The organism is Amycolatopsis sp. NPDC004747 (assembly GCF_053601335.1).
Window position 1 is genome coordinate 212,182 of sequence record NZ_JBSGBQ010000005.1, and the last position, 21,296, is coordinate 233,477.

22 protein-coding genes are annotated in these 21,296 nt (G+C 69.8%); 11 read left to right on the top strand and 11 right to left on the bottom strand.

The genetic code is table 11. The features are described 5' to 3' along the window. Positions 1–14: 14 nt before the first annotated feature. Positions 15–755 carry a class I SAM-dependent methyltransferase gene (locus ACWEGE_RS09875; RefSeq protein WP_449660054.1) on the bottom strand — a complete coding sequence of 247 codons (741 nt, stop codon included), beginning with the start codon at positions 753–755 and terminating at the stop codon, positions 15–17. Between the two features lie 319 nt (positions 756–1,074). On the opposite strand from ACWEGE_RS09875, the gene ACWEGE_RS09880 reads away from it, so the two are divergent. From ACWEGE_RS09880 to ahcY, 6 genes are all read left to right on the top strand, one after another. Further along, positions 1,075–1,605 (top strand): MerR family DNA-binding protein, encoded by a 531-nt coding sequence (locus ACWEGE_RS09880; protein ID WP_449660055.1) that lies wholly within the window; start codon positions 1,075–1,077, stop codon positions 1,603–1,605. A 377-nt stretch (positions 1,606–1,982) separates the two neighbouring features. Further along, positions 1,983–3,410 (top strand): APC family permease, encoded by a 1,428-nt coding sequence (locus ACWEGE_RS09885; protein WP_449660056.1) that lies wholly within the window; start codon positions 1,983–1,985, stop codon positions 3,408–3,410. Then, positions 3,407–4,105: an organomercurial lyase gene (gene merB / locus ACWEGE_RS09890; protein ID WP_449660057.1), complete on the top strand. Its 699-nt coding sequence runs from the start codon at positions 3,407–3,409 to the stop codon at positions 4,103–4,105. Before ACWEGE_RS09885 ends, merB begins: the two co-directional genes overlap by 4 nt. Before the next feature lie 17 nt (positions 4,106–4,122). Continuing rightward, entirely contained in the window at positions 4,123–5,361 is a 1,239-nt protein-coding gene (gene metK, locus ACWEGE_RS09895) for a methionine adenosyltransferase (protein WP_449660058.1), read from the top strand. Then, positions 5,319–6,311: a carbohydrate kinase family protein gene (locus ACWEGE_RS09900; RefSeq protein ID WP_449660059.1), complete on the top strand. Its 993-nt coding sequence runs from the start codon at positions 5,319–5,321 to the stop codon at positions 6,309–6,311. The genes metK and ACWEGE_RS09900 overlap by 43 nt, the downstream gene beginning before the upstream one ends. Further along, positions 6,308–7,783, top strand: a complete 1,476-nt coding sequence (gene ahcY, locus ACWEGE_RS09905) for an adenosylhomocysteinase (RefSeq protein ID WP_449660060.1) — start codon at positions 6,308–6,310, stop codon at positions 7,781–7,783. The genes ACWEGE_RS09900 and ahcY overlap by 4 nt, the downstream gene beginning before the upstream one ends. Here the strand turns inward: ahcY and ACWEGE_RS09910 are convergent. Both ACWEGE_RS09910 and ACWEGE_RS09915 read right to left on the bottom strand, forming a co-directional pair. Then, entirely contained in the window at positions 7,780–8,688 is a 909-nt protein-coding gene (locus ACWEGE_RS09910) for a M56 family metallopeptidase (protein ID WP_449660061.1), read from the bottom strand. The genes ahcY and ACWEGE_RS09910 overlap by 4 nt on opposite strands. Further along, entirely contained in the window at positions 8,685–9,053 is a 369-nt protein-coding gene (locus tag ACWEGE_RS09915) for a BlaI/MecI/CopY family transcriptional regulator (protein WP_449660062.1), read from the bottom strand. The genes ACWEGE_RS09910 and ACWEGE_RS09915 overlap by 4 nt, the downstream gene beginning before the upstream one ends. Before the next feature lie 86 nt (positions 9,054–9,139). Here ACWEGE_RS09915 and ACWEGE_RS09920 point away from each other — a divergent pair, with 86 nt between their 5' ends. The 5 genes from ACWEGE_RS09920 to ACWEGE_RS09940 all read left to right on the top strand — a co-directional run bounded on the left by ACWEGE_RS09920 (position 9,140) and on the right by ACWEGE_RS09940 (position 14,862). After that, a complete protein-coding gene (locus ACWEGE_RS09920; RefSeq protein WP_449660063.1) occupies positions 9,140–9,571 on the top strand; it encodes a heavy metal-responsive transcriptional regulator in 432 nt (143 codons plus the stop codon). A gap of 96 nt (positions 9,572–9,667) precedes the next feature. Then, positions 9,668–12,112, top strand: a complete 2,445-nt coding sequence (locus ACWEGE_RS09925; protein ID WP_449660064.1) for a heavy metal translocating P-type ATPase — start codon at positions 9,668–9,670, stop codon at positions 12,110–12,112. Positions 12,113–12,308: 196 nt separating this feature from the next. Next, positions 12,309–12,923, top strand: a complete 615-nt coding sequence (locus ACWEGE_RS09930) for a redoxin domain-containing protein (RefSeq protein ID WP_449660065.1) — start codon at positions 12,309–12,311, stop codon at positions 12,921–12,923. Beyond that, the gene (locus tag ACWEGE_RS09935) at positions 12,923–13,849 is read left to right on the top strand and encodes a cytochrome c biogenesis CcdA family protein (protein ID WP_449660066.1); all 927 of its coding nucleotides are present in this window, start codon (positions 12,923–12,925) and stop codon (positions 13,847–13,849) included. Before ACWEGE_RS09930 ends, ACWEGE_RS09935 begins: the two co-directional genes overlap by 1 nt. After that, a complete protein-coding gene (locus ACWEGE_RS09940; RefSeq protein WP_449660067.1) occupies positions 13,849–14,862 on the top strand; it encodes an ABC transporter substrate-binding protein in 1,014 nt (337 codons plus the stop codon). Before ACWEGE_RS09935 ends, ACWEGE_RS09940 begins: the two co-directional genes overlap by 1 nt. A 17-nt stretch (positions 14,863–14,879) precedes the next feature. On the opposite strand, the gene ACWEGE_RS09945 is transcribed toward ACWEGE_RS09940, so the two are convergent. From ACWEGE_RS09945 to ACWEGE_RS09980, 8 genes are all read right to left on the bottom strand, one after another. Continuing rightward, positions 14,880–15,821, bottom strand: a complete 942-nt coding sequence (locus tag ACWEGE_RS09945; protein WP_449660068.1) for a bile acid:sodium symporter — start codon at positions 15,819–15,821, stop codon at positions 14,880–14,882. Positions 15,822–16,326: 505 nt separating this feature from the next. After that, on the bottom strand, positions 16,327–16,908 hold the full coding sequence (locus ACWEGE_RS09950) for a carboxymuconolactone decarboxylase family protein (protein ID WP_449660069.1): 582 nt from the start codon (positions 16,906–16,908) through the stop codon (positions 16,327–16,329). Continuing rightward, positions 16,895–17,227 (bottom strand): hypothetical protein, encoded by a 333-nt coding sequence (locus tag ACWEGE_RS09955; protein WP_449660070.1) that lies wholly within the window; start codon positions 17,225–17,227, stop codon positions 16,895–16,897. The genes ACWEGE_RS09950 and ACWEGE_RS09955 overlap by 14 nt, the downstream gene beginning before the upstream one ends. 40 nt (positions 17,228–17,267) lie before the next feature. Then, positions 17,268–17,762: an SRPBCC family protein gene (locus tag ACWEGE_RS09960; protein WP_449660071.1), complete on the bottom strand. Its 495-nt coding sequence runs from the start codon at positions 17,760–17,762 to the stop codon at positions 17,268–17,270. Beyond that, entirely contained in the window at positions 17,759–19,066 is a 1,308-nt protein-coding gene (locus tag ACWEGE_RS09965; RefSeq protein WP_449660072.1) for an RNA polymerase sigma factor, read from the bottom strand. Before ACWEGE_RS09965 ends, ACWEGE_RS09960 begins: the two co-directional genes overlap by 4 nt. After that, complete coding sequence (locus ACWEGE_RS09970) at positions 19,063–19,437, bottom strand: YciI family protein (RefSeq protein ID WP_449660073.1); 375 nt, start codon at positions 19,435–19,437, stop codon at positions 19,063–19,065. The genes ACWEGE_RS09965 and ACWEGE_RS09970 overlap by 4 nt, the downstream gene beginning before the upstream one ends. 362 nt (positions 19,438–19,799) lie before the next feature. Further along, positions 19,800–20,864, bottom strand: a complete 1,065-nt coding sequence (locus ACWEGE_RS09975; RefSeq protein ID WP_449660074.1) for a flavin-containing monooxygenase — start codon at positions 20,862–20,864, stop codon at positions 19,800–19,802. Beyond that, complete coding sequence (locus ACWEGE_RS09980; protein WP_449660075.1) at positions 20,861–21,295, bottom strand: MarR family winged helix-turn-helix transcriptional regulator; 435 nt, start codon at positions 21,293–21,295, stop codon at positions 20,861–20,863. The genes ACWEGE_RS09975 and ACWEGE_RS09980 overlap by 4 nt, the downstream gene beginning before the upstream one ends. Position 21,296 lies beyond the last annotated feature (1 nt).

The window sequence follows — 21,296 nt, forward strand, 5'->3', positions numbered from 1 at the left end:
GCCAAGATGAGTGGTCAGCAGTTGCAAGCCGGGTCGCCGCCGCCGGCGGCGGCTTTGACGGTAGCAGCCGGCTTCGCGCTCGTCTTGCCGTTGGCGGGCTTGTCGCGGCGGATGGCGCGGCCGATCGCCATCGCCTCGATGAACTCCCACGCCCCGGGCATCTTGGTTTCCTTGAGCTCGACGATCTCCAGCGACGAGGCGTTGAGGGTGTCGACGGTGGGCCGGTTGCAGTGGCACTCGTTGCCGAACCAGTACCAGCCCTTCTGGATGATGTCCTGCTTGCGCGCGACCTTCGGGTCGGGGTTGCGCACGTGCTCGAGGAACAGGTACTGGCCGCCGGGCTTGAGCACGCGCTCGATCTCGGCCAAGGCGACGTCCGGGTCGCGCACGGTGCAGAGGATCATCGCCGCGGCGACGGTGTCGAACGTGCCGTCCTCGAAGGGCAGCTTCTCCGCCGGCGCGACGGTCAGCTGGACCCGCTTGGGGTAGTTGCGGACCTTCTCTTCCAGCTTGGACACCATCGGCGGGTAGGGCTCGGTGAGCACGAGGCTGGTCACTGCGTCCGGGTAGTGGGCGAGGTTCAGGCCGGTGCCGGTGCCCAGTTCGATGGTGTAGCCGTAGGCGGGAGCGAGCATCTCGGCGCGCTTCTCGGAGAGCCCGCTCTGTTCCACCTTGGCCAGGAACTTGTCGTAGAGGCCGGCGAAGACGTACTTGCCCCACGTCGCGTCGTAGGCCTTCTTGAGAACATTCGTCATGGGTCGCTCCAAGAGTGTCATGGTGGCGACGGCCGTCCGCGCGGCCGGACCCTACGGTCCGGAGCTGGACGCCTGCCCCCAGTGCAGGTGGCTCTGTTCTGTCGGATATTCGGTTCTGTCGAGCGATCGTGAGCGCTGAAGGACTGAAGCGGTAACGTTTTCAGGGCCTGCGTGCAAAGTGGGACCAGCCGTTGGCGGCGGCGCACCGGATGGTCAGCGATTCCTCCACGTCGCTTTCTCGGTGCGGCTGGTCTTTTTTAGCGCAGCCTTCCTGCGGGCACCTCGTCGTGCCTTCTGCCAGGTTCGGAACCTGGACTTCGTGTCCACGATCAGTAGTCTTGTAGTTGAACTCGGCTTCAAGTCAACCCTTGGGGGGGAAATGAACGATCAGCTTGTTGCGATCGACAAGATCGCAAAAGAGTCCGGGCTGGCCTCCTCGGCGCTGCGCTACTACGAACGCTGCGGTCTCATCGGTGCCGGTGCGCGGATCGGTGGCCGGCGTCATTACCCCCTGTCGGTGGTGCAGCGGTTGTCGGTGATCAAGGTGTGCCAGAAGATCGGATTCAGCCTCGCCGAGATCGCCGAACTGCTCGACGGGACCCGCGGGCACGATGGGGCATGGCGGGAGATCGCGCTCGCCCGGCGAGCGGAGGTGCAGCGTCAGATCGGCGACCTGCAGAACTTGCTCGGGCTGATCGATTCCGCCCTCGACTGCGCTTGCCCGAAATTGGGTGATTGTCCGCATTTGGGACCAAAGGGACACCTGGCGACCGGGCCAGCGGATCGAGGGGTGCGGCATTCGCCCAACTGGCCACCTCGATCCCAGCGTCAACGGGATTCTCGTCCGTAAAGCAGCGCTTGATGGTGGTGATCATTAGAATTCATTGCCGTATTGGTCATTCAAGTGGAGTAATGAAGCGGCACTGATGGTCGTGTGTTCGTCGTCGAGGCAGGCGCCGGTGCCGCCAAACCGGTGGGGTTGGCGCGGCTGTGATTGACCTCCGGTCGTCGCACCCTTAACGTGTGCCGTCTGTCGCGTTCGTGTTCTGGGGATCAATCAGCAAACTCGGTGATCGTTTTCCGCGCCCTCGTCGGGCCTCCTGTGTGTGTCCATTGTGTACTCGTCCGGCCGTGTGCCCGGGCGGGCTTCGTGATGGTCGTCAATCGCGGGAGGGGAACAGCATGCTGGGCAAGGACTCCCCGACAAGAGTCGGGCCGAAAGTTTCGATGCTGCCGTCAGGAGCGTCAGCGCACCACGGCGACGCCGTGTTCCCCGGGCAGAGCAACCTGCCCGTGACGTCGTCGTGGTGGACGTCGGTGCTGGTCGCGACCGGCGGGTCACTGATGGTCGCGGTGTCCCTGGGAGCGATGGCCGCCGAGATCGGCAACCTCTCGATCTGGGTATGGATCGCGACCGCCGCGATCGGCGGGGTGCAATGCCTGCTCGTGGCCGAGCTCGCGGGGCGCTTCCCCGGGCGGGCCGGCGGGACCCCGCAGTTCGCCTACCGAGCCCTGCCCAAGGGCTCGCCCACGATAGGCGCGCTCTCCTCGTGGTGTTACTGGTTCGCCTGGACACCGGGGATCGCGGTCAACCTCATCCTCGCCGCCACCTACCTGCGCGAGCTGTTCTGGCCCGGTATCCATCCGGTGCTGCTGGCCTGCCTCATCGGCGCCGCGCTGTACACGATCACCGCGATGGGCCTGAAGCTGTCCACCGTGATCAACGCCGGCCTCGCGGTGCTGGCCGTCGGCGTGATCGCCATCATCGTGCTCGGACCGGCGTTGCGCCCGCAGTCGTTCGACACCGCCCAGGTGCTGCCGACCGCGCTGCCGGCGAGCGCGCCGCACGACGGCTGGGGCATCGCCGGCCTGATCCTCAAGTGGGGCTTCGTCGCCACCTGGTCCTCCTACGCCGCGGAGATGGCCTCCACGGTCTGCGCCGAGATCCGCCGCCCCGAGCGCTACATGAAGCGGGTCATGTCGATCTCGGCGATCATCTGCTTCGTCGCCTTCGCCGCCGTCCCGATCGCCCTATTCGGTCTCGTGGGCATCGACGGTGTCCAGGCCGACCCCTTCGAGGTGTTCGCCCGGGCCGGCGGCATCGTGCTGGGCGGCACCGGCAAGCTCGTGGTCGGCCTCGGGCTGGCCGCAGTCCTCATCCTCGGCGCCCTGACCTTCATCATCGGCTCGTCCCGCACCATCTACCAGATGGCCCAGGACGGACACCTGCCCGCGGTGTTCGGCCGGATCAACAAGCGCGGCGCCCCGGTCGGGTCGATCGCCTGGGACGCGCTGGTCATCGGCATCATGCTCGCCGTCTTCGGCACCCAGGTCGTCAACGTGGTCGCCGCCGCCAACTTCGGCTACCTGATGGTGTTCGTGCTGATGCCCATCGCCTACCTCGTGCTCCGGCGGCACCCAGGCGGGCGGGAAGGCAGCTTCCGGCTCGGCAAGCCGTTCATCGCCGTGGCCGTGGCACTGGCGCTGTTCAACCTGGCCCTGCTGATCTTCGGAGGCGCCCAGTGGGGGCCGTCGGTGGTGCTCGTCGGGCTCGGCGTGACGCTGCTGATCTTGCCGATCTCCGTCATCACGCGACGCCGCCGCGCCCGGGCAGCGGAGACCGTGGCGGCACCCGAGCCGGCGTCGGTGTCGTGACCACGTGGACCGGGCACCGGCGCCGCCGTTTCGCCGACGTGCTCCCCGACGGCATCGATGCCGTCGCCCGCGGCGGCATCGCCGAAAGCCAGGCGCGGCTGCCCGCACCACTGCGGCGCCTGCACCGGCAGATCCTGCAGCACACGCTCGCCAGCGGCCAACCACCATGCGCCGCCGACATCGGCCACTTCACCGGCGAGCTGGAACTGGAGGAAGACGACGCGTTGCGGGCGCTGGCCGAGGCGGATCTCGTCCACCTGGGTACGGACGGCGGGGTGGCGGTGGCCTATCCGCTGTCCGGGCGGGCGTCCCCGCACCGGGTCGAGCTCGACAGCGGAATCGTCCTGCACGCGATGTGCGCGGTCGACGCGCTCGGAATCCCGCTCATGGCCCGGCAACCCGCCACGATCACCTCCCAGGATTCCGTCGACGAGCGGCACATCACCGTCCGCTTCGACGGTGAACGCTGGCACTGGCAACCGCCCGGCACCGTCGTGCTGCTCGCCGCCGATGCCTGCACCGGCTCGATCGCGAACGCTTGCGTGCACACCCAATTCCACGCGACCGCGCCGAACGCGCAGGCCTACCGGCAGGCACACCCGCACCTTCTCGGGCAGGTCCTGAACAAGATCGAGGCGACCGAGATCGCCGGCAGCGAGTTCGATTCCCTGCTTTACGACAGCACGACCACCTGATCATGCGGAGACCCGTTATGCCACTTCGGCTGTTCACCTCCGAGTCGGTCACCGAAGGCCACCCGGACAAGATGTGCGATGCGATCAGCGACGCTGTCCTCGACAGCCTGCTACGCAAGGACCCTCGCTCACGCGTGGCCGTGGAGACGCTGGTGACCACGGGACAGGTGCACGTGGCCGGAGAGGTCACGACCGACGCCTACGCCGACATCCCGACGATCGTGCGGGAGGTGATCCTGCAGATCGGCTACGACTCCTCGGCGAAGGGGTTCGACGGCAACTCCTGCGGGGTCAACGTCGCCCTCGGCGCGCAGTCGCCCGACATCGCCCAAGGCGTCGACGCCGCTTACGAAGCCCGCGTCCACGACGTTGACGACGAGATCGCGCGCCAAGGCGCCGGCGACCAGGGGCTGATGTTCGGCTACGCCTGCACCGACACCGCCGAGCTGATGCCGCTGCCGATCGCTCTGGCGCACCGGCTGGCCCTCCGGCTCACCGAGGTCCGCAAGTCCGGGCTCATGCCGTACCTGCGCCCGGACGGCAAGACCCAGGTGACGATCGGCTACGACGGTGACCGCCCGGTCACGCTGGACACCATCGTCGTCTCCGCCCAGCACGCCGAGGGCATCGACCTGGAGCACCTGCTGGCTCCCGACGTCCGTGAGCACGTCATGGCGCCGGTGATCAGCGGCCTGGACCTGGACCTCGCCGAGCTGCGGGTGCTGGTCAACCCCACCGGACGCTTCGTCGTGGGCGGTCCGATGGGGGACGCCGGCCTGACCGGCCGCAAGATCATCGTCGACACCTACGGCGGCTTCGCCCGGCACGGCGGCGGCGCGTTCTCCGGCAAGGACCCGTCCAAGGTCGACCGATCCGCGGCGTACGCGATGCGGTGGGTGGCGAAGAACGTCGTCGCGGCCGGCTTGGCAACGAGGCTGGAGGTGCAGGTCGCCTACGCCATCGGCAAAGCCGCGCCGGTCGGGCTGTTCGTGGAGACGTTCGGCACCGAGATCGTCGACCCGGTGAAGATCCAGCACGCCATCACCGACGTGTTCGACCTGCGCCCGGCGGCGATCATCCGCGAGCTGGACCTGCTGCGGCCGCTGTACGCCCAGACCGCCGCGTACGGCCACTTCGGGCGTCCGGACCTCGACCTGCCGTGGGAACGCACCGACCGGGTCGACGACCTGCGCCAAGCGACGGGAGCCCGAACATGCGGATCGCCGTCACCGGATCCATCGCCACCGATCACCTGATGATGTTCCCCGGCCGGTTCACCGACCAGCTCATCGCCGACCGCCTCGACTCGGTGTCGCTGTCGTTTCTGGTCGACACGCTGCACGTCCACCGCGGCGGCGTCGCGGCGAACATCGCCTTCGGCCTCGCCCAGCTCGGGCTCCGCCCGGTGCTGGTGGGCGCGGTCGGCACCGACTTCGCCGACTACCGGGCCTGGCTCGTCGAGCACGGCGTCGACACCACCTCGGTGCACATGTCGGCGACCCAGCACACCGCCCGGTTCCTGTGCACCACCGACGAGGCCCAGAACCAGATCGCCTCGTTCTACGCCGGCGCGATGAGCGAAGCCCGCGACATCGACCTCGCCCGGATCGCCGCCGACCACGGCGGACTCGACCTGGTCGTCATCGCACCGAACGATCCCGACGCCATGCTTCGGCACACCCGCGACTGCCGCGAACACGGCTACCGCTTCGCCGCCGACCCCTCCCAGCAACTGGCCCGCTTGACCGGCGCTCAAGTCCGAGCCCTCGTCGAGGGCGCCGACATGCTGTTCACCAACGACTACGAGCACGACCTGCTACTCGCGGTCACCGGCTGGAAACAAGAGGACGTGCTCACCCGGGTCGGGCGCTGGATCACCACCCTCGGCGAACACGGCGTCCGGATCGAGTCGCGGGTCGCACCCACCTTCACCGTGCCGGCCGTTCCGACCACCACCGCTCTTGAGCCGACCGGGATCGGTGACGCCTTCCGCGCCGGATTCCTCGCCGGCCTGAGCTGGGACATCGGCATCGAGCACGCCGCCCGCATCGGCGCGACCCTCGCCACCCTCGTGCTGGAATCTCCCGGCCCGCAGGAGTACGAGCTCGACCCCGACGGGTTCCTCACACGGCTGCATGCCACCTACGGCACCGCCGCGGCCACCGACATCTCCACCCGACTCCTCGCCGGAAAGGTGAGCCCATGACCACGACCCTGCCGACCCGCGACCGCCACCAGACCCGGGGCGGCCTGGAGTTCGCTGTCGCCGACCTCGAGGCCGCCGAGTTCGGCCGCAAGGAGATCCGCCTCGCCGAGCACGAGATGCCGGGACTGATGGCGCTGCGGCGCGAATACGCGGAGGTCTACCCGCTGCGCGGGGCGCGGGTCTCCGGCTCGCTGCACATGACGGTGCAGACCGCCGTCCTGATCGAGACCCTGGTGGAGCTCGGTGCCGAAGTTCGGTGGGCGTCCTGCAACATCTTCTCCACCCAGGACCACGCGGCCGCAGCTGTGGTCGTCGGCCCACGCGGCACCATCGACGAACCGCAGGGCGTCCCGGTGTTCGCCTGGAAAGGCGAATCTCTGGAGGAGTACTGGTGGTGCACGGAAAAGATGCTCACCTGGGACGGTGAGGGTCCGAACATGATCCTCGACGACGGCGGTGACGCCACGATGCTCGTCCACAAAGGAACGGAATTCGAGAAGGCCGGAACCGTGCCCTCGGCCGGGGAAAGCGACTCCGACGAGTGGAAGGTATTCCTCGAGCTGCTGCGCATGTCGATCGCTGCGGACAGCTCGAAGTGGACCACCATCGGGCAAGGTGTCCGTGGCGTGACGGAGGAGACCACGACCGGTGTCCTGCGGCTGTACCAGCTGGCGGCGGCGGGCGAGCTGCTGTTCCCGGCGATCAACGTCAACGACGCGGTGACGAAGTCGAAGTTCGACAACCGCTACGGCATCCGCCACTCCCTGATCGACGGCATCAACCGCGGCACCGACGTCCTGATCGGCGGCAAGGTCGCGGTGGTGTGTGGTTACGGCGACGTCGGCAAGGGCGCGGCGGAGTCGCTGCGCGGCCAGGGCGCGCGGGTGGTCGTCACCGAGATCGACCCGATCTGCGCGCTGCAGGCGGCGATGGACGGCTACCAGGTCCGCACGCTGGAGAACGCGCTGCCCGAGGCCGACATCGTGATCACCACCACCGGCAACAAGGACGTCGTGCTGGCCGAGCACATGGCGAAGATGAAGCACCAGGCGATCCTGGGCAACATCGGCCACTTCGACAACGAACTCGACATGGCGGGCCTGGCGCGCTACCCGGGCATCCGCAAGGTCAACATCAAACCGCAGGTCGACGAGTGGGTCTTCCCCAACGGCAACACGATCATCGTGCTGTCGGAGGGCAGGCTGCTGAACCTGGGCAACGCGACCGGGCACCCGTCGTTCGTGATGTCGAACAGCTTCTCGAACCAGGTGATCGCGCAGATCGAGCTGTTCACCAAGCACGAGGAGTACGACAAAGAGGTCTTCCGCCTCCCGAAGAAGCTCGACGAGAAGGTGGCTCGCATTCACCTGGAAGCGCTCGGCGGTGAGCTGACCAAGCTGACCAAGGAGCAGGCCGAGTACATCGACGTCGACGTCGAGGGCCCGTTCAAGGCCGAGCACTACCGGTACTAGATCAGCGCCGCAAGCGCGGGAGGCAGGCACAACACGGTGGCGACCTGGGCGCAGGCGATGACGAACGGGAAGGCGATACCGGCGGCGCTGGCCAGCGCCCCGGCCGCCTGCGCCGGTTTCGCCAGCGCCGGTGGCGGGGCGAGCAAGCGCCGGACCCGGCGCACCGCCTCGCCGCCGGCACCCAGCGTACTCGCCGGCGCGGCACCGCCGGCGACGGCGGCGAGCGCCTGGGCCAGCGGCAGCCGCCCGTGCTCGCGGGCTGCCCGGTCGTCGGCGAGCATCTCGACCAGCGTCCCGACCTCGGCCAGCGCGCGCAGGAACACCGGCACGCCCGGAAACGCGCGGTGCAGGACATCGAGTGCGAGGAGCAGCTGGTGATGACGGCCGGCCAGGTGCGCCCGTTCGTGGGCGAGCACCGCACGCGTCTGCCGCAGGTCGAGCACCCGCAGGGCAGCGGTGGTCACCACGACCTCCGAACGGCGCCCCGGCACGCAGTAGGCGGCGGGTACCGCGCCGGGAACCACGATCGCACCGAGGTCGGGCGATGACCGGCCGGCCAGCCGCAGCGCAGCCCGGTGCCGGCGGCGGCATCGATGAGTGGACCACGTCTGGACGGCGCTCACGCCGGCCAGGCGGGCCAATGCGCCCCAGACCAGCACGGCGCCCAGCGCCGAGACGGCCCAGCTCGAGGATACCGGCGGACCGGCGAGGACGAGAGGCGCTGCCGGGCCTAGCTGGGCCAGCGCGACGCCGGCCCAGACCACCGACACCACGACTGACGCGCACGCCGAGAGCCACATTCCGATCTCCAGCCGCGGGGCCCGGGACCGGCCTCGCGTCGCCAGCCTCGGCAGCCCCGCCCCTAGCAGAAGGGCGTAGCCGGCCAGGACGGCGGCGACGATCACCGCGGGTTCTCCGCGACGGCGGCATCGAGGGCGTTGCGCAGCTCGGCTGCCTCCTCGGGGCTGATCTGGCGGGTGAAGTGCAGCAGGGTGGCGACGCGGTCGTCGCTGCTGGAGAGGGCTTCTCTCATCTGCTGGGCGCTGTTCTCCTCGCGGGAGAGGACCGGGGTGTAGCGGTAGGCGCGCCCGTCGGGCTCCCGTCGCAGGACGTCCTTCTTGAACAAGGTGTCCATGGTCGACATCACGGTCGTGTAGGCGATCGACCGCTCACGCAGCAGGTCCTCATAGACCTCGCGCACGGAGCTGGGAGCGCCGCGGGCCCACAAGCGGTCCATGATCGCGGACTCCAGCTTGCCCCACTGCCGCACCGCGCCTCCCGTAGTGTCTGTCCGGGCCAGACTACTAGAATCATACGTACTGGAATATTCCGTATATTGCCTTCCTTGGAGAGGATATGGAAACCCAGTCGGCCATGACCGTGGCGGCGTTGGCGAAGGCCGCGGGCTCGAGCCCCGACACGGTCCGCCATTACGAGCGGATCGGACTGCTGCCGGAACCGCCGCGCAGCGCCGGCGGCTACCGCCGGTACGGCCAGGACGCCGTCGACCGCCTGCACTTCATCCAGGGTGCCCAGCGCCTCGGGCTGCGGCTGCGGGAGATCCGCGAGCTGCTCGGCGTCCGCGACACCGGCACCTGCCCCTGCGGGGACGCCGCGGTGCTGCTGCGGGACCGGATCAGCGAGATCGACACCGAGATGCAGCGGCTGGCGACCCTGCGGGCCACGCTCGAGGACATGGTCGAGCAGATTCCCAGCCCGAACTGCCCCGATCCCGCTCCGGGTGTGTGGAAGCCGCCGAACACGGTGACGCTGGCGTCGAACTCCTGAGAAAAGCCCGCTTCTGACCTTGACTTTGGTGTGCGGTCCAAGCTTTACCGTCGGTCTGGAATGTCGTGCTCTTGACAGAACAGGCGGGAGGCTCTGATGGGCACACCACCGACATCGAGCGCCATCGACGCACCACCGGAAAACGATGTCGAGGTTCGCCGGTATCGCGTCGTGGCAGGCTGCACGGACTGCGCCAGCGATCTGAACTCGCTGCGGCGAGTCGTCGGCGTCCGTGATGTCCGGCTGCTGGCCGCCACCGGTGTGGTGGCCGTCGAGGCCGCGACCACCGTGGACGACGCGGTCCTGCTGCGTACCGCGGCGTCCTCCGGGCTGACGCTGGAACCGGAACGCATCGGCAGCGCCAACGCCGGGCCCAAGAAACGCAAGTCGCGTTGGTGGCTGCGCCGCGAGCTGGTATTCCTGGCCATCGCCGCCGTGCTGCTGGCCGCCACCGAGGTCGCCGAGTACGTCTTCGAAGCCGAGACGACCGCTAAGGTGCTGGCGCTGTGCTCGATCGCGATCGGCATCATCTACCCCGCCCGCAACGCGTGGTCGATGCTGCGGTCGAGGAAGTTCTCCTTCAACGTCCTGCTGGTCGTCACCGTCATCGGCGCCCTCTACCTCGACCGCGCCGGCGAAGCGGCGGACCTGGTCGTCATCTTCTCCCTCGGCGCCGTCCTGGAAAGCTACGTCGCCGACCGCGCCCGTGGCTCGATCCGGGCGCTGATGGAACTCAGCCCGCCGATGGCCGAACGCTTCACGGGCGACGGCATCACCGAATCCGTCCCGGTCGAGGACCTCAAGGTCGGCGACATCGTGCTGGTGCGGCCCGGATCGCGGCTGCCCACCGACGGCGTGGTCATCGAGGGGACATCCTGGATCGACGCCTCGGCCATCACCGGCGAGTCCATGCCGGTCGAGGTCGGCGTCGAGGGCACGGTGTTCGGCGGCACCCTCAATGGCAGCTCCGCGCTACGGGTCGAAGTCACGAAGCCCTACGTCGACACCGTCCTGGCGAGGGTGATCAAGGAAGTCGAGGAAGCCCAGGCCAACCGCGGCCGCGCGCAGCGCTTCGCCGACAAGTTCGCCAACATCTACACCCCGGCGATGATCGTGCTGGCCGTGCTGGTCACCGCCTTCGGGCCGCTCGTGGCCGGACTGACCTTCACCGACGCCCTCTACCGCAGCCTCGTGGTGCTGATCGTGTCCTGCTCGTGTGCGCTGGTGCTGTCCGTGCCGGTCAGCGTCGTCTCCGCGGTCGCCCGAGCGGCCCGCGACGGCGTCCTGATCAAGGGTGGTGCCTACCTGGAGCGGCTGGCCACTGTCAACGCCGTCGCCTTCGACAAGACCGGCACCCTGACCCTCGGCCGGCCGACACTGGTGGCCACCCATGCCCTCAACGGGCACTCGCCGGAGGAACTGCTGAGCATCGCGGCCAACGTGGAGGCCGGTGCGACCCACCCGATCGCCGAGGCGATCGTGCGCGCCGCCCGCGAACAGGGCCTCACCGTTCGGCCACTGCCCGACGCCCGCACCGTCGCCGGTATCGGCGCCGAAGCGGTGCTCGACGGCCGGCTGGTCACCGTGGGCCGGGTGCGCGAACACGGCGCCGACAGCGCGACCACCGACGCGCTCGCGGCCATCGAAAAGCTCGGCGCGACGCCGGTCGAGGTGATCGACGACGGGCACACGATCGGCCTGCTCGGCGTGGCGGACGAGCTGCGTCCCGACGCCCACGCCGCAGTGGACGGGTTGCGGGAGCTGGGGGTCACGCACACCGTCATGCTCACCGGCGACCGCACCACGGTCGCCCGCTCGATCGCCGACCGGCTCGGCATCGACGAGGTCCGCGCCCAGCTGATGCCCGAGGACAAGAGCGCCGCCATCGAGGCGCTCCGGAAGGACAACAGCAAGGGCAGTGTCGCGATGGTCGGCGACGGCGTCAACGACGCACCCGCCCTGGCCACCGCCGACGTCGCCGTCGTCATGGGAGCGGCCGGAACCGACGTCGCCCTGGAGACCGCGGACGTCGCGCTGATGGCCGACGACCTGACCAAGCTGCCGTATGCGGTGGCGCTGGCCAGGCGCGCCCGGCGCAACATCAACCAGAACATCGTGCTGTCGCTGGCGATGGTCGTCGTCCTGGTCACCGCGGCGCTGACCGGCGCGTTCACCCTGACCGAAGGCGTGCTGATCAACGAGGGCTACGCGCTGGTGGTCATCGCCAACGGCCTGCGGCTCCTGCGCCGCCGCGGCCTCGTGGCGGCACCGGCACCGGCATCGACTCCGGCGACGCAGCCGTCCCGGATCGAGCTGGCGACGGTGTCGAGCTCGTGCGGCTGCGCCGAGGGCTCGGCCTGCGGCACCGAGACGGCGGCTGCTGCAGCCGAGGCCTCGTCCGACTGCGGCTGTGGGCCCGCCGCGAGCGAACCGGTGGCTCCGGTCGTGGCGACCACCTCCGATTGCGGGTGCAGCTCCTGCGGCACCGACGAGGCGGGTACCTCCGCTGCGCCCGGGGCATCGCCGGAACGGCGTTCCTGACCGTCGTTGTGATGGCACGGCCGGCAGTGCAAGGTCACACCTCCTGTGTCCTTGCACCGCTGGTCGCGCCGAGCCTGCGTGTCACCGCGCGGGTGTACTGGATTTGGCAGTACTGAGTAAGTCAGTAGTACAGTGGTGGCGCGGCCGGCACCCGGCCCGTATCCCAGGTCCCGGTTCCACGGACGAGGAGTGATCGATGGGCCGCGAAGCGCGCGCCAGGCAAGCCGCACTCCAGCGGAAGAGGCGAACCCAGATCGCGGTCACCATCACCGCGATCGTCGCGGTCATCGTCGTCGTGGTCACGATCATGGTCACCCGCGGCGGCACCGACGGAGCCGGCCCAGCGGCCGCGGACGGCATCGCGACCACCGCGACCAAAGCGTCGGTGGGCAAGCAGTTCCCCGACTTCGCCCTGACCGCTCCCGGCGGCACCGCCGTCACCAAAGCGACGATCGCGGGCAAGAAGACGCTGATCTGGTTCGTCGACGCGGCAACCTGCGCCACCTGCCCGTCCGCAGCGGCGCAGATGGGGAAGGTCCTCGACGGCCTCGGTTCCGGTGCCCCGCGGGTCCTGGCAGTTTTCGTCAACCCCGCCGAGTCCGAGTCAGCGCTGACCGAATGGCGCACCACCTACGGCCGCCCGGACTGGACGGTCGCGCTGGACCCAGGCAGCAAGCTCGCCCAGCAGATCCATCTGCAGTGCCTGGACACCCGGGTCATCGTCGACGAACGTGGCACCGTCCTCGACGCCGACCCGAACCCCGTCACCAGCGGCTATCTGAACTTGCTGCGGGAAAAGGTGACCGCCTGATGTCGCTCATCGTCGCGTTCCTGGCCGGTGGGCTGGCGATCCTCAACCCCTGCGGCTTCGCCATGCTCCCGGCGTTCCTGTCCCTCTACGTCGGGGCGCAGGAGGAGAAACTGCCCCGGGCGGGCAGCCGCGCGGTGCAAGGCATCCTCGTCGGACTGCTGGTCACCGCGGGCTTCCTCGCCGTCTTCGCCGTCATCGGCATCCCGATCACCCTCGGCGTCGGGCAGATCGCCACCGCGATCCCCTGGATCGGGTTCGCGCTCGGCATCGTCATGGCCGCCGTTGCCGTGGCCACCCTGGCCGGCAAGCGGCTGGAGCTGCCGATCCGCACCGGCCGCCTGCGCTCCGAGCGCCGGAACCCGGCCGCCATGCTGTACTTCGGCCTCGGCTACGGGCTGGCCTCGCTGAGCTGCACCCTGCCGATCTTCCTCGTCGTCATCGGCGCCTCGCTGACCAGCGGCGGCATCGGCGCCAGCCTGCTCGTCTTCGCCGCCTACGCGATCGGAATGGCGATCGTGCTCATGGCCCTGTCCGTCTGCGCCGGACTGCTGCGCAACGGCCTCGCCCGCACCCTCGGTCGCGCCCTGCCGCACCTGCGCTGGATCAACGGCAGCCTGCTGCTGCTCGTGAGCGCCTACCTCGTCTACTACTGGGGGTCGGCGCTGTTCGTCCCCGCCGAGGCGCGTGCCGACGACCCGGTCGTCGGATTCATCCAGGGCTTCACCAGCCTCGCCGAAGGCTGGTCCAACTCCAGCACCGGCCTGTACCTCGTGCTCGGCGCCTGCGCCGTCGTCTGCTCGGCCGGACTCATCGCGCTCTGGCGCTGGGTCCTCAAACCCGACCAGCCCGAAGCTTCGCCGACGTGCGACTGCGAGGACCCTGCTCCAGCAGCCACGACCCCGACCCGGGCTCCGCGGGCACGCTGATGCCCGTCAAGCGATCGATCGCGGCCACCCTCACGCTGATCAGCGCGCTGACCCTGAGCTCGTGCGACGCGCTGTGCCCGCCGCTGCCGGGAACCGCCAGCCCCGCCCCGCAGCCCGCCCCGCACGCCGCACCCGGATACCCGGTGACGATCACCAACTGCGGCCGGGACAACCGCTTCGACCAGCCACCGAAGCGAGTGGTCGTGACCGGCGACTCCACCGCCGAAGTGTCGTCACTGCTCGCGCTCGGCCTCGGTGACCGGATCGTGGCCAACACCCAGAAACGGGCCTCAACCGACCAGCCCGAGCGTGCTGCCGCCATCGCGGCGCTGCCCACCGCCGGCCTCGCAGCGTCCCCTGGACAGCCGATTCCCCGCGACACCCTGATGCGCCTGAAACCGGACCTCGTACTCGCGGCCGGCAGCCACGACCTCGACCAGCTCGCCGCCGCAGGCGTGCCCACCTACCTCCCCGACTCCGCTTGCGCGGCACCAGAACCCGGAGCCAACCCGACGATCGAGGACAGCTACACGCTGCTGCGCGACCTCGGCAAGATCTTCGGCGTCAGCGACCGCGCTGAACGCCTCATCGCCGACTCCGAGAAGCTCGTCGGCGACATGTCCAATCTCGTGGCCGGCCTGCCACCGGCGAACGTCCTGCTCGTCCGCTCCGTCGAACCCGGCGGCCGGGTCACCGCGGCCGCGACTGGCGTCTGGAACGACGTGCTCGCCCGCGCCGGCGGCGCGAATGTCCTCGCTGACGCCACACCCGGACCCGTCACGACCGTCGGCCCGCGCGACCTCACTGCGGTCAAGGTCGACGCCGTGATCATCACCGGGACCACCCAAGCAGCCGCGCGTGATCAGGCCGAAGCACTGTTCGCGCGCTACCCGCAGTGGAAGGCGGCCGTGGACGAGCGCTACCTCGGACTCGCCGACTCCTACGACCTCGGCCCGGACAACGCGATCGCCGTCGACCGCCTCGCTCGCCTGCTGCATCCCGGCGCCTGCTGAGCCACGTCGGACTCGCGTCAGCGGGCTGGCAGCAGCCGCGGCACCGCCCGCCCGTAGAGCACCATCCCGACGACCTCGACCAGCGTCTGGGTCACCACAACTACGGCGGCGGCCGAGAGCACGTCCGGCAGTGCGAGCGCCAGCGGCAGAACCACCAGCGAGTTCCGGGTCGCGCCGGTGAACACGATCGCCCGGCCCGCGGGGACGTCGAGCCGGAACACCCGGGCGACCGCCAGCCCGGCGAACGCCATCACCACCAGGAACACGACGAAGAACGGCACCACCTGAACGACGTAGGCGAACCCATCATCGAGCTTGGGCACCTGCGACGCCACCACGGTGAACAGCGTCAGCGCCATCAGCGGAACCATGGTGCTTCCCGCCGCCTCGGCCACTCGCCGTCCCGTCTCCCTCCGGGCGGCCCACGCCTGCGTCATCCACGCCAGAGCCAGAGGAACGGCGATGAGCACGACGAACGCCTCGACGAACGGACCGGCCTCGATCGCATCGGACAGGCCCGAACCCAGGAAAAGGAACAGAAAGACCGGCAGCAACAGCATCTGAGCGATCAGCAGCAGCGGGGTAGCCGCGAGCAACTGCCGGCTGTTTCCGCCGGCCAGCCCACTGAAGACGATCACGTAGTCCACGCACGGCGCCAGCAGGACCAGCAGCACACCCAGTTGCACGGCCCGGTCGTCGGGCAGGAACGTGAACATCGCGCCGACCACCAGCGGCACGACGACGAAGTTCACGACGAGTGCCGCCACCAGGAAACGCCCGGCCCGGAGCGAGCGGCCCAACTCGGCTACCGGAACCTGCAGGAAGGTTACGTACAGCACGAGAGCCAGCGCCGGGTTGATGGCGTGCGCCAACCCCGGCCCGGCAGCCGGTGCGGCCCAGCCCACCAGGGCGCCGCAGACGAGCGCTCCGATGTAGACGGAGACCTGGTGACGCTCCATGTTCGCAACGAAGCCCGGTGTTGACGACAACGAGCGATCCTCCCTGGACATGAGGCGAGATCCGCGATGCCTCGAGCGCGACGATCACGCCGCGATCGGGCGCAGAGTAGTGCAGCGCGCGACTGCGCGATGTATCCGACCACCATGGCGAAGAGCGCAACTCGTGACCACTCCGATACTGCCAACCCCGCTGACAGCGTCCGAGGTGGACCAGGGGATCGAGTGACCTGCAACACTCGTCGCAGATTCAGCCCGTGTCCACTATCTGCTGCCGGTGCCAACCAGCGCCTGTAGTCCCACTTCACCAGCTACCGGGGTAGTGCACGTATTCGTAGGTGCGCTATTCCCGACGCCGGCCCTCCCAAGTCTGCAGTTCCGCATCGCCTCGGGCCGGGCTTTAGGCCGCAGGCCGCCCGGCGGAACGCAGTGCTGACCCGGTCCCTTCAGGACCCGCGAACGCCTATCGGTCGCAGACGAACGGGATGTGCACGATCGGGCCTGCGGGTCAGGCGTAGCCGCGTTTGAGCAGCATGCCCGCGGCTTTGTCGAACTCGGCGTCGGTTGGGACGGTGAAGTCCAGCGCGTTGGCGTAGCGGGTGACGATGTTGAACACGGCCGCGACCGCGGCTGCGTCGTCGAGCTGTCGCTGGGTGGCCCCTGCGGCCAGCGCTGCTCGGACTTGCTCGCCCTTCAGTTCGTCAGGGCGCAGGGTGATTGTTTCCAGGACGGCGAGGGTGGCGCGCAGGGGCTCCGGGATGGGTGCGGTGTGGTAGTCGGCGAGTGTCGCGTCGGCCACCGCTCTGTCCATCCCGTGCACGGCGATGGCCCGGTGCGCTCCGATGCAGAAGGGGCACGAGTTCCACTTCGCGACCATCGCGGCCATCAGTTCCCGCTCGGCGACGGACCATTCGCTCGGTCCGCGCATTGCCGCTTGGGTCCATGCGCCGAGCGCTGTCCCGACGAAACCCTTGTGGTAGAAGGCAACCCGGGCCGCGTCCGGGAGGCGCGCGCCCATCGCCAGGGAGATGACCCGGATGAGCATCCTGGTGCGGATGCCGTCGCCGCGTTCGACTTCAGGCAGGCGCATCGGTTGCCTCCGCGATCACACGGGCTGCGGCGTCCCACCGGGCCAGGCCCGCCCCGATGCAGGCGGACATGACGATCTCGAACGCGGCCTTGTCACTGCCTGCCGCCTGGCGGACGGCGTCGACCTCGGCGTCGGTGACCCGGTGGGAGGTGGCACCGATTCGCTGGGCCAGGGCGTCGTACGGTTCGGCGACCGGTGGCCCGCCCGCCGCGCGGGCCGCGACCGCGGTCCGGAGCGCCGCCTCGGTGATTGCGGTGTCGCCGGCCATCGCCGTGCGCAACGTTTCCGCGCGGTGGCGGTGCGAGTCGTCGGTGCTCATGTGGCCTCCGGGATCGGGTCCGGTGTGGACGGTATCCGGTTCAGTCCTCTGCGGCATCCTGGTGCGTCGCGGCGCGGAACCGGTCGAGGTAGAGCGGCCAGCCCGAGCCGGCGCCGAGGCTGGTGAAGCTCTCCCAGCCCTCGCCGTGCCGGTCGAGGTGCCGGTGTTCGAGCGCGACCCGGGTGCGGTCGGCACCTTCGGCGGTGAACCGGATTTCCACTTCGCTGGTGTGGCCGGGGTCGGACTCGATCTGCCAGCGCGGGCTGATGTCCCAGCTGAGGACCAGCCGCTGCGACGGCTCGTAGGCGAGGACCCGCGCCCAGGTGCACCGGCTGCCGTCGGAGCCGAGGTCGTACACGGTGCCGCCGGTCCGGGGTTCCAGCACGGTTCGCTCGATCGGGACGGCGAGGAGGTTGTGCTCGCGGGGCTTGATCTCGTCGAACCGCTCGGTGAACAGGCGGAAGGCGTGCTCTTGGGGGACATCGACGACGATGTCGGCCTGAACCGAGGTCGCGGCTTGTGAGGTGCTGCTCATCGGTGTGGGTCCTTTCGGTGAATCGTCGGTTGACGCACCGGAGGACGATCGGCCGCCCGGCTTCTCGACAGCTCGTCTCGTGAAGTTTCGAGTTCGTGGATGCGGCCGGCGAGGTAGCGCTGGTCGGCGGGGTTGGTGGCGAGTTCGTGAGCGCGCCGGTACGCCTCGGCCGCGTCGTCGGTGTGGCCGAGGCGGCGCAGGAGGTCGGCGCGGGCGGCGTGCAGCAGGTGGTAGCCGTCGAGGCCCTCGATCCGGTCGATCAGGGTCAGCCCCTCGGCCGGGGTGGTGGCCATGGCGACCGCGACGGCGTGGTTGAGCGCGACCACCGGGGACGGGGTCGCCGCGAGCAGCTGCTCATACACCGCGGCGATCGCGGGCCAGTTCGTGTCCGCGGCGGTGGGTGCCTGGGCGTGCAGGATCGCGATGGTCGCCTGGAGTTGATACGGCCCGGGCGTCCCGAAGCGCAGGGCCCGGTCCAGGAGCCGGACGGCTTCGGCGACTTCGGCGCGGTCCCAGCGGGAGCGGTCCTGGTCTTCGAGCAGGACCAGGTCCCCGGCCGGGGTGTAGCGGGCGGCCGAGCGGGAGCGGTGGACCAGCAGCAGCGCGACCAGGGCGAGGGCTTCCGGTTCGTCGGGCATCAGGGTGGCCACGAGCGTGGCGAGACGGATCGCCTCCTGCTGCAGCTCGCGGTAGTCGGGCTGGTCGCCGCCGGTGGTGTAGCCGCGGGTGAAGATCAGGTAGATCACCGCGAGGACGCCGGAGAGTCGCTCGGGCAGCAGGTGGTCGGCGGGGACGTCGAGGCTGATGCCCGCGTCGCGGATCTTGCGCTTGGCGCGCACGAGCCGCTGGGCCAGTGCCGGCTCGGCGATCAGGAAGGTCCGGGCGATCTGCCCCGCGGTCATCCCGGCCACGGCCTGCAGTGTGAGGGCGACCCGCGCTTCCTCGGCCAAGGCGGGGTGGCAGCAGGTGAAGATGAGGCTGAGCCGCTCGTCGCCGAGGCTGAGCAGGCGCTGTTCGTTGAAGTTCATGGTCGCCGCCTCCGGCTGTGGTGGGAGCTGGGCGAGCTTGTCCCGGCCGGTGCGGGCCCGCCGGAGCCGGTCGATCGCGCTGTTGCGGGCCGCGGTCAGCAGCCAGGCGACCGGGTCGTCGGGTGGCCGGTCGTCCCATTTGCGCAGGGCGAGCGCGCACGCGTCCTGCAGCGCGTCTTCGGCGAGTTCGAAGTCGCGCAGCACGCGGACCAGGGCGGCGAGCATCTTCGTGCGGTGCTCGCGGTAGGTCTCCGACAGGACGGGCGCGGCCGTCATGTGCCCGTCGACGGGCGGTGGTCGAGGTCCGGGACCCCGGCGATCGGCCGGACCTCGATGGTGCCGTCGGTGGCCATCGGGCAGAGCGCGGCCAGCTCGAGGGCTTCGTCGAGGTCGCGGCAGTCCAGGACGTAGGTGCCGCCGAGGTGCTCGTGGGTCTCGGGGAACGGGCCGTCGGTGATCAGTGTCTTGCCGTCGCGGACGCTGACGGTGGTGGCGGTGTGCTCGCCCTGGAGGGGGTGGCCGGAGACGAACGCGCCGCGCCGGCGGCATTCCTCGGCGAAGGCGTTGACCCGGGCCAGCGCATCGGGGAAGGCCGGGTCGCCGGGTTCGGGACGGTCGCAGTTGTAGATCAGCAGCATGTACTGCACGTGTCCTCCAGGTCGGTGCATCGGGTGTGGTGAAGAGGATGACGAACGGAACGCCCGGAACTCGACAACACCTCCGGAGATTCTCGGCCACATCGGCGCTCGTGGCGCTGCGGAAGTCGACATGTCCTGCTCACGTGCTGTGCCGGTGGTGGCGTGGTTCACTGAACTCATGACCACCGCTGGCGACAAGGGGAACGGCGGGTTCTCCATCAGCAGCGGTGGTGGCGCGCCGATGGACGGCGGAGGACATCCGGCGGGCCGTGCCGTCGCCGACTCCGATGCCGCCCGGTCAGGTGTCGGCAGATGACGAGCTGACGGATCCGGCGGCGCTGTGCCCCGATGAGCAGGCCGACGTCCTACCTTCAACGGCCGGCGCGGGCATGTACTGCGGTGAGGCGCCGGGCGAGATGGGTGGCGTCTCGGCCGACGAAGCCGAGCAACGCTGAGCCGGCGGTGCGCTGCCAGGGCAAGCCGAGCACGGAAAGACCCTCCACCGGGGTGAGGCCGTAGTGGTGGCGCAGCCGGCCACCGGCGAGTGCGTCCGGGACGTCGACCCAGGAGTGGTCCTGGCGGAATCCGGTCGCCCACACCACCGCGTCGACCTCGGCCGACATCCCGTCGGCGAAGACGGCCGTACGGCCGTCCGCGTGCAGCAGCCGCGCCCGGAAGCTGATGCCCTGCCGGCGCAACGAGCGGCGGGTGTGGCCGATGACGGTCCCGTCGCCGCGGCGCATCCACCGGCCGCGGCGCGAGGAGGCGGGCGCGGTGATCAAGCCGGTGCGGGTCTGCCACCAGAACAGGTCGCGGCCCAAGATCCGCTGCGGGACACAGACGTTGCGGGTCCCGATCGCCAACTCGACCGGTCCGGTCGCGGGGTGGGCGGCCAGTTCGGCGGCGATCTGGAAGCCGGAGTTCCCGCCGCCGACGACCAGGACCCGCCTGCCGGCGAACGGGGCTGGATCGCGGTAGTCGCTGCTGTGCTGCTGGAGCACCTCCGGGGCGAAACCGGTCGAGCAGGCGGGAATCGCCGGCTGCTGGAACGGCCCGGTGGCCACCACGACGTGGCGTGCCCGGAGCAAGCCGCCGGTGGTGGCGAGGGCGAAGCCGTCACCGCGTCGGGCCAGCGTCGTGACGGCGACCCCGGTACGGACGGGAAGATCGAAGGTCGCCGCGTAGGTGGCGAGGTAGTCCGCGACCTGGTCCTTGCCCGGGTAGCTGTCGGGGTCCGCGGGGAACGGCAGGCCGGGCAGGGCGGCGTAGCGGGCGGGGGTGAACAGCTGCAACGACGTCCAGCGGCCCCGCCACACGTGCCCGACGGCGTCACCGGCGTCGAGGATGACGAAGTCGAGCCCGGTCGCGGCCAGTTCGTGCCCGAGGGCGAGCCCGGCTTGCCCGCCGCCGACGATCGCGACGTCGTAGCCGTTCACGGTGCGGCGGGGGTGACGGTGGTGAGGATGAGGTCGGCGACGCGGACGAACGCGGCGAGGTCCGCGTCGGGGACGTTGCCGAGGATGGCGCGCGCGGCGTCGTGCCGGCTTTCGGTCATCCATCGCGCGGTGGCGGCGCCCTCGTCGGTCAGCGCCACCGAGATCGCTCGCCGGTCCCGGGGATGGGGGCGCCGCTGCACGAGGCCGGCGTCTTCGAGCTGGTCGACGAGGCCGGTGACATGCCGGGGCGTGCAGTTCAGGGCGTCGGCCAGGGCACGCTGCATCAGTTCGCCGTCGCGGGCGAGGACGTAGATGACCTCGGCGCGGCTGGCGGTGAGGCCGCGGTCGGCCAGTGCGACGCGCATCGCCTCGGCCAGCCGTGCCGCCAGCTCGAAGGCCTTGTCGAACGCCTGGACCGGATCCGATCCCATG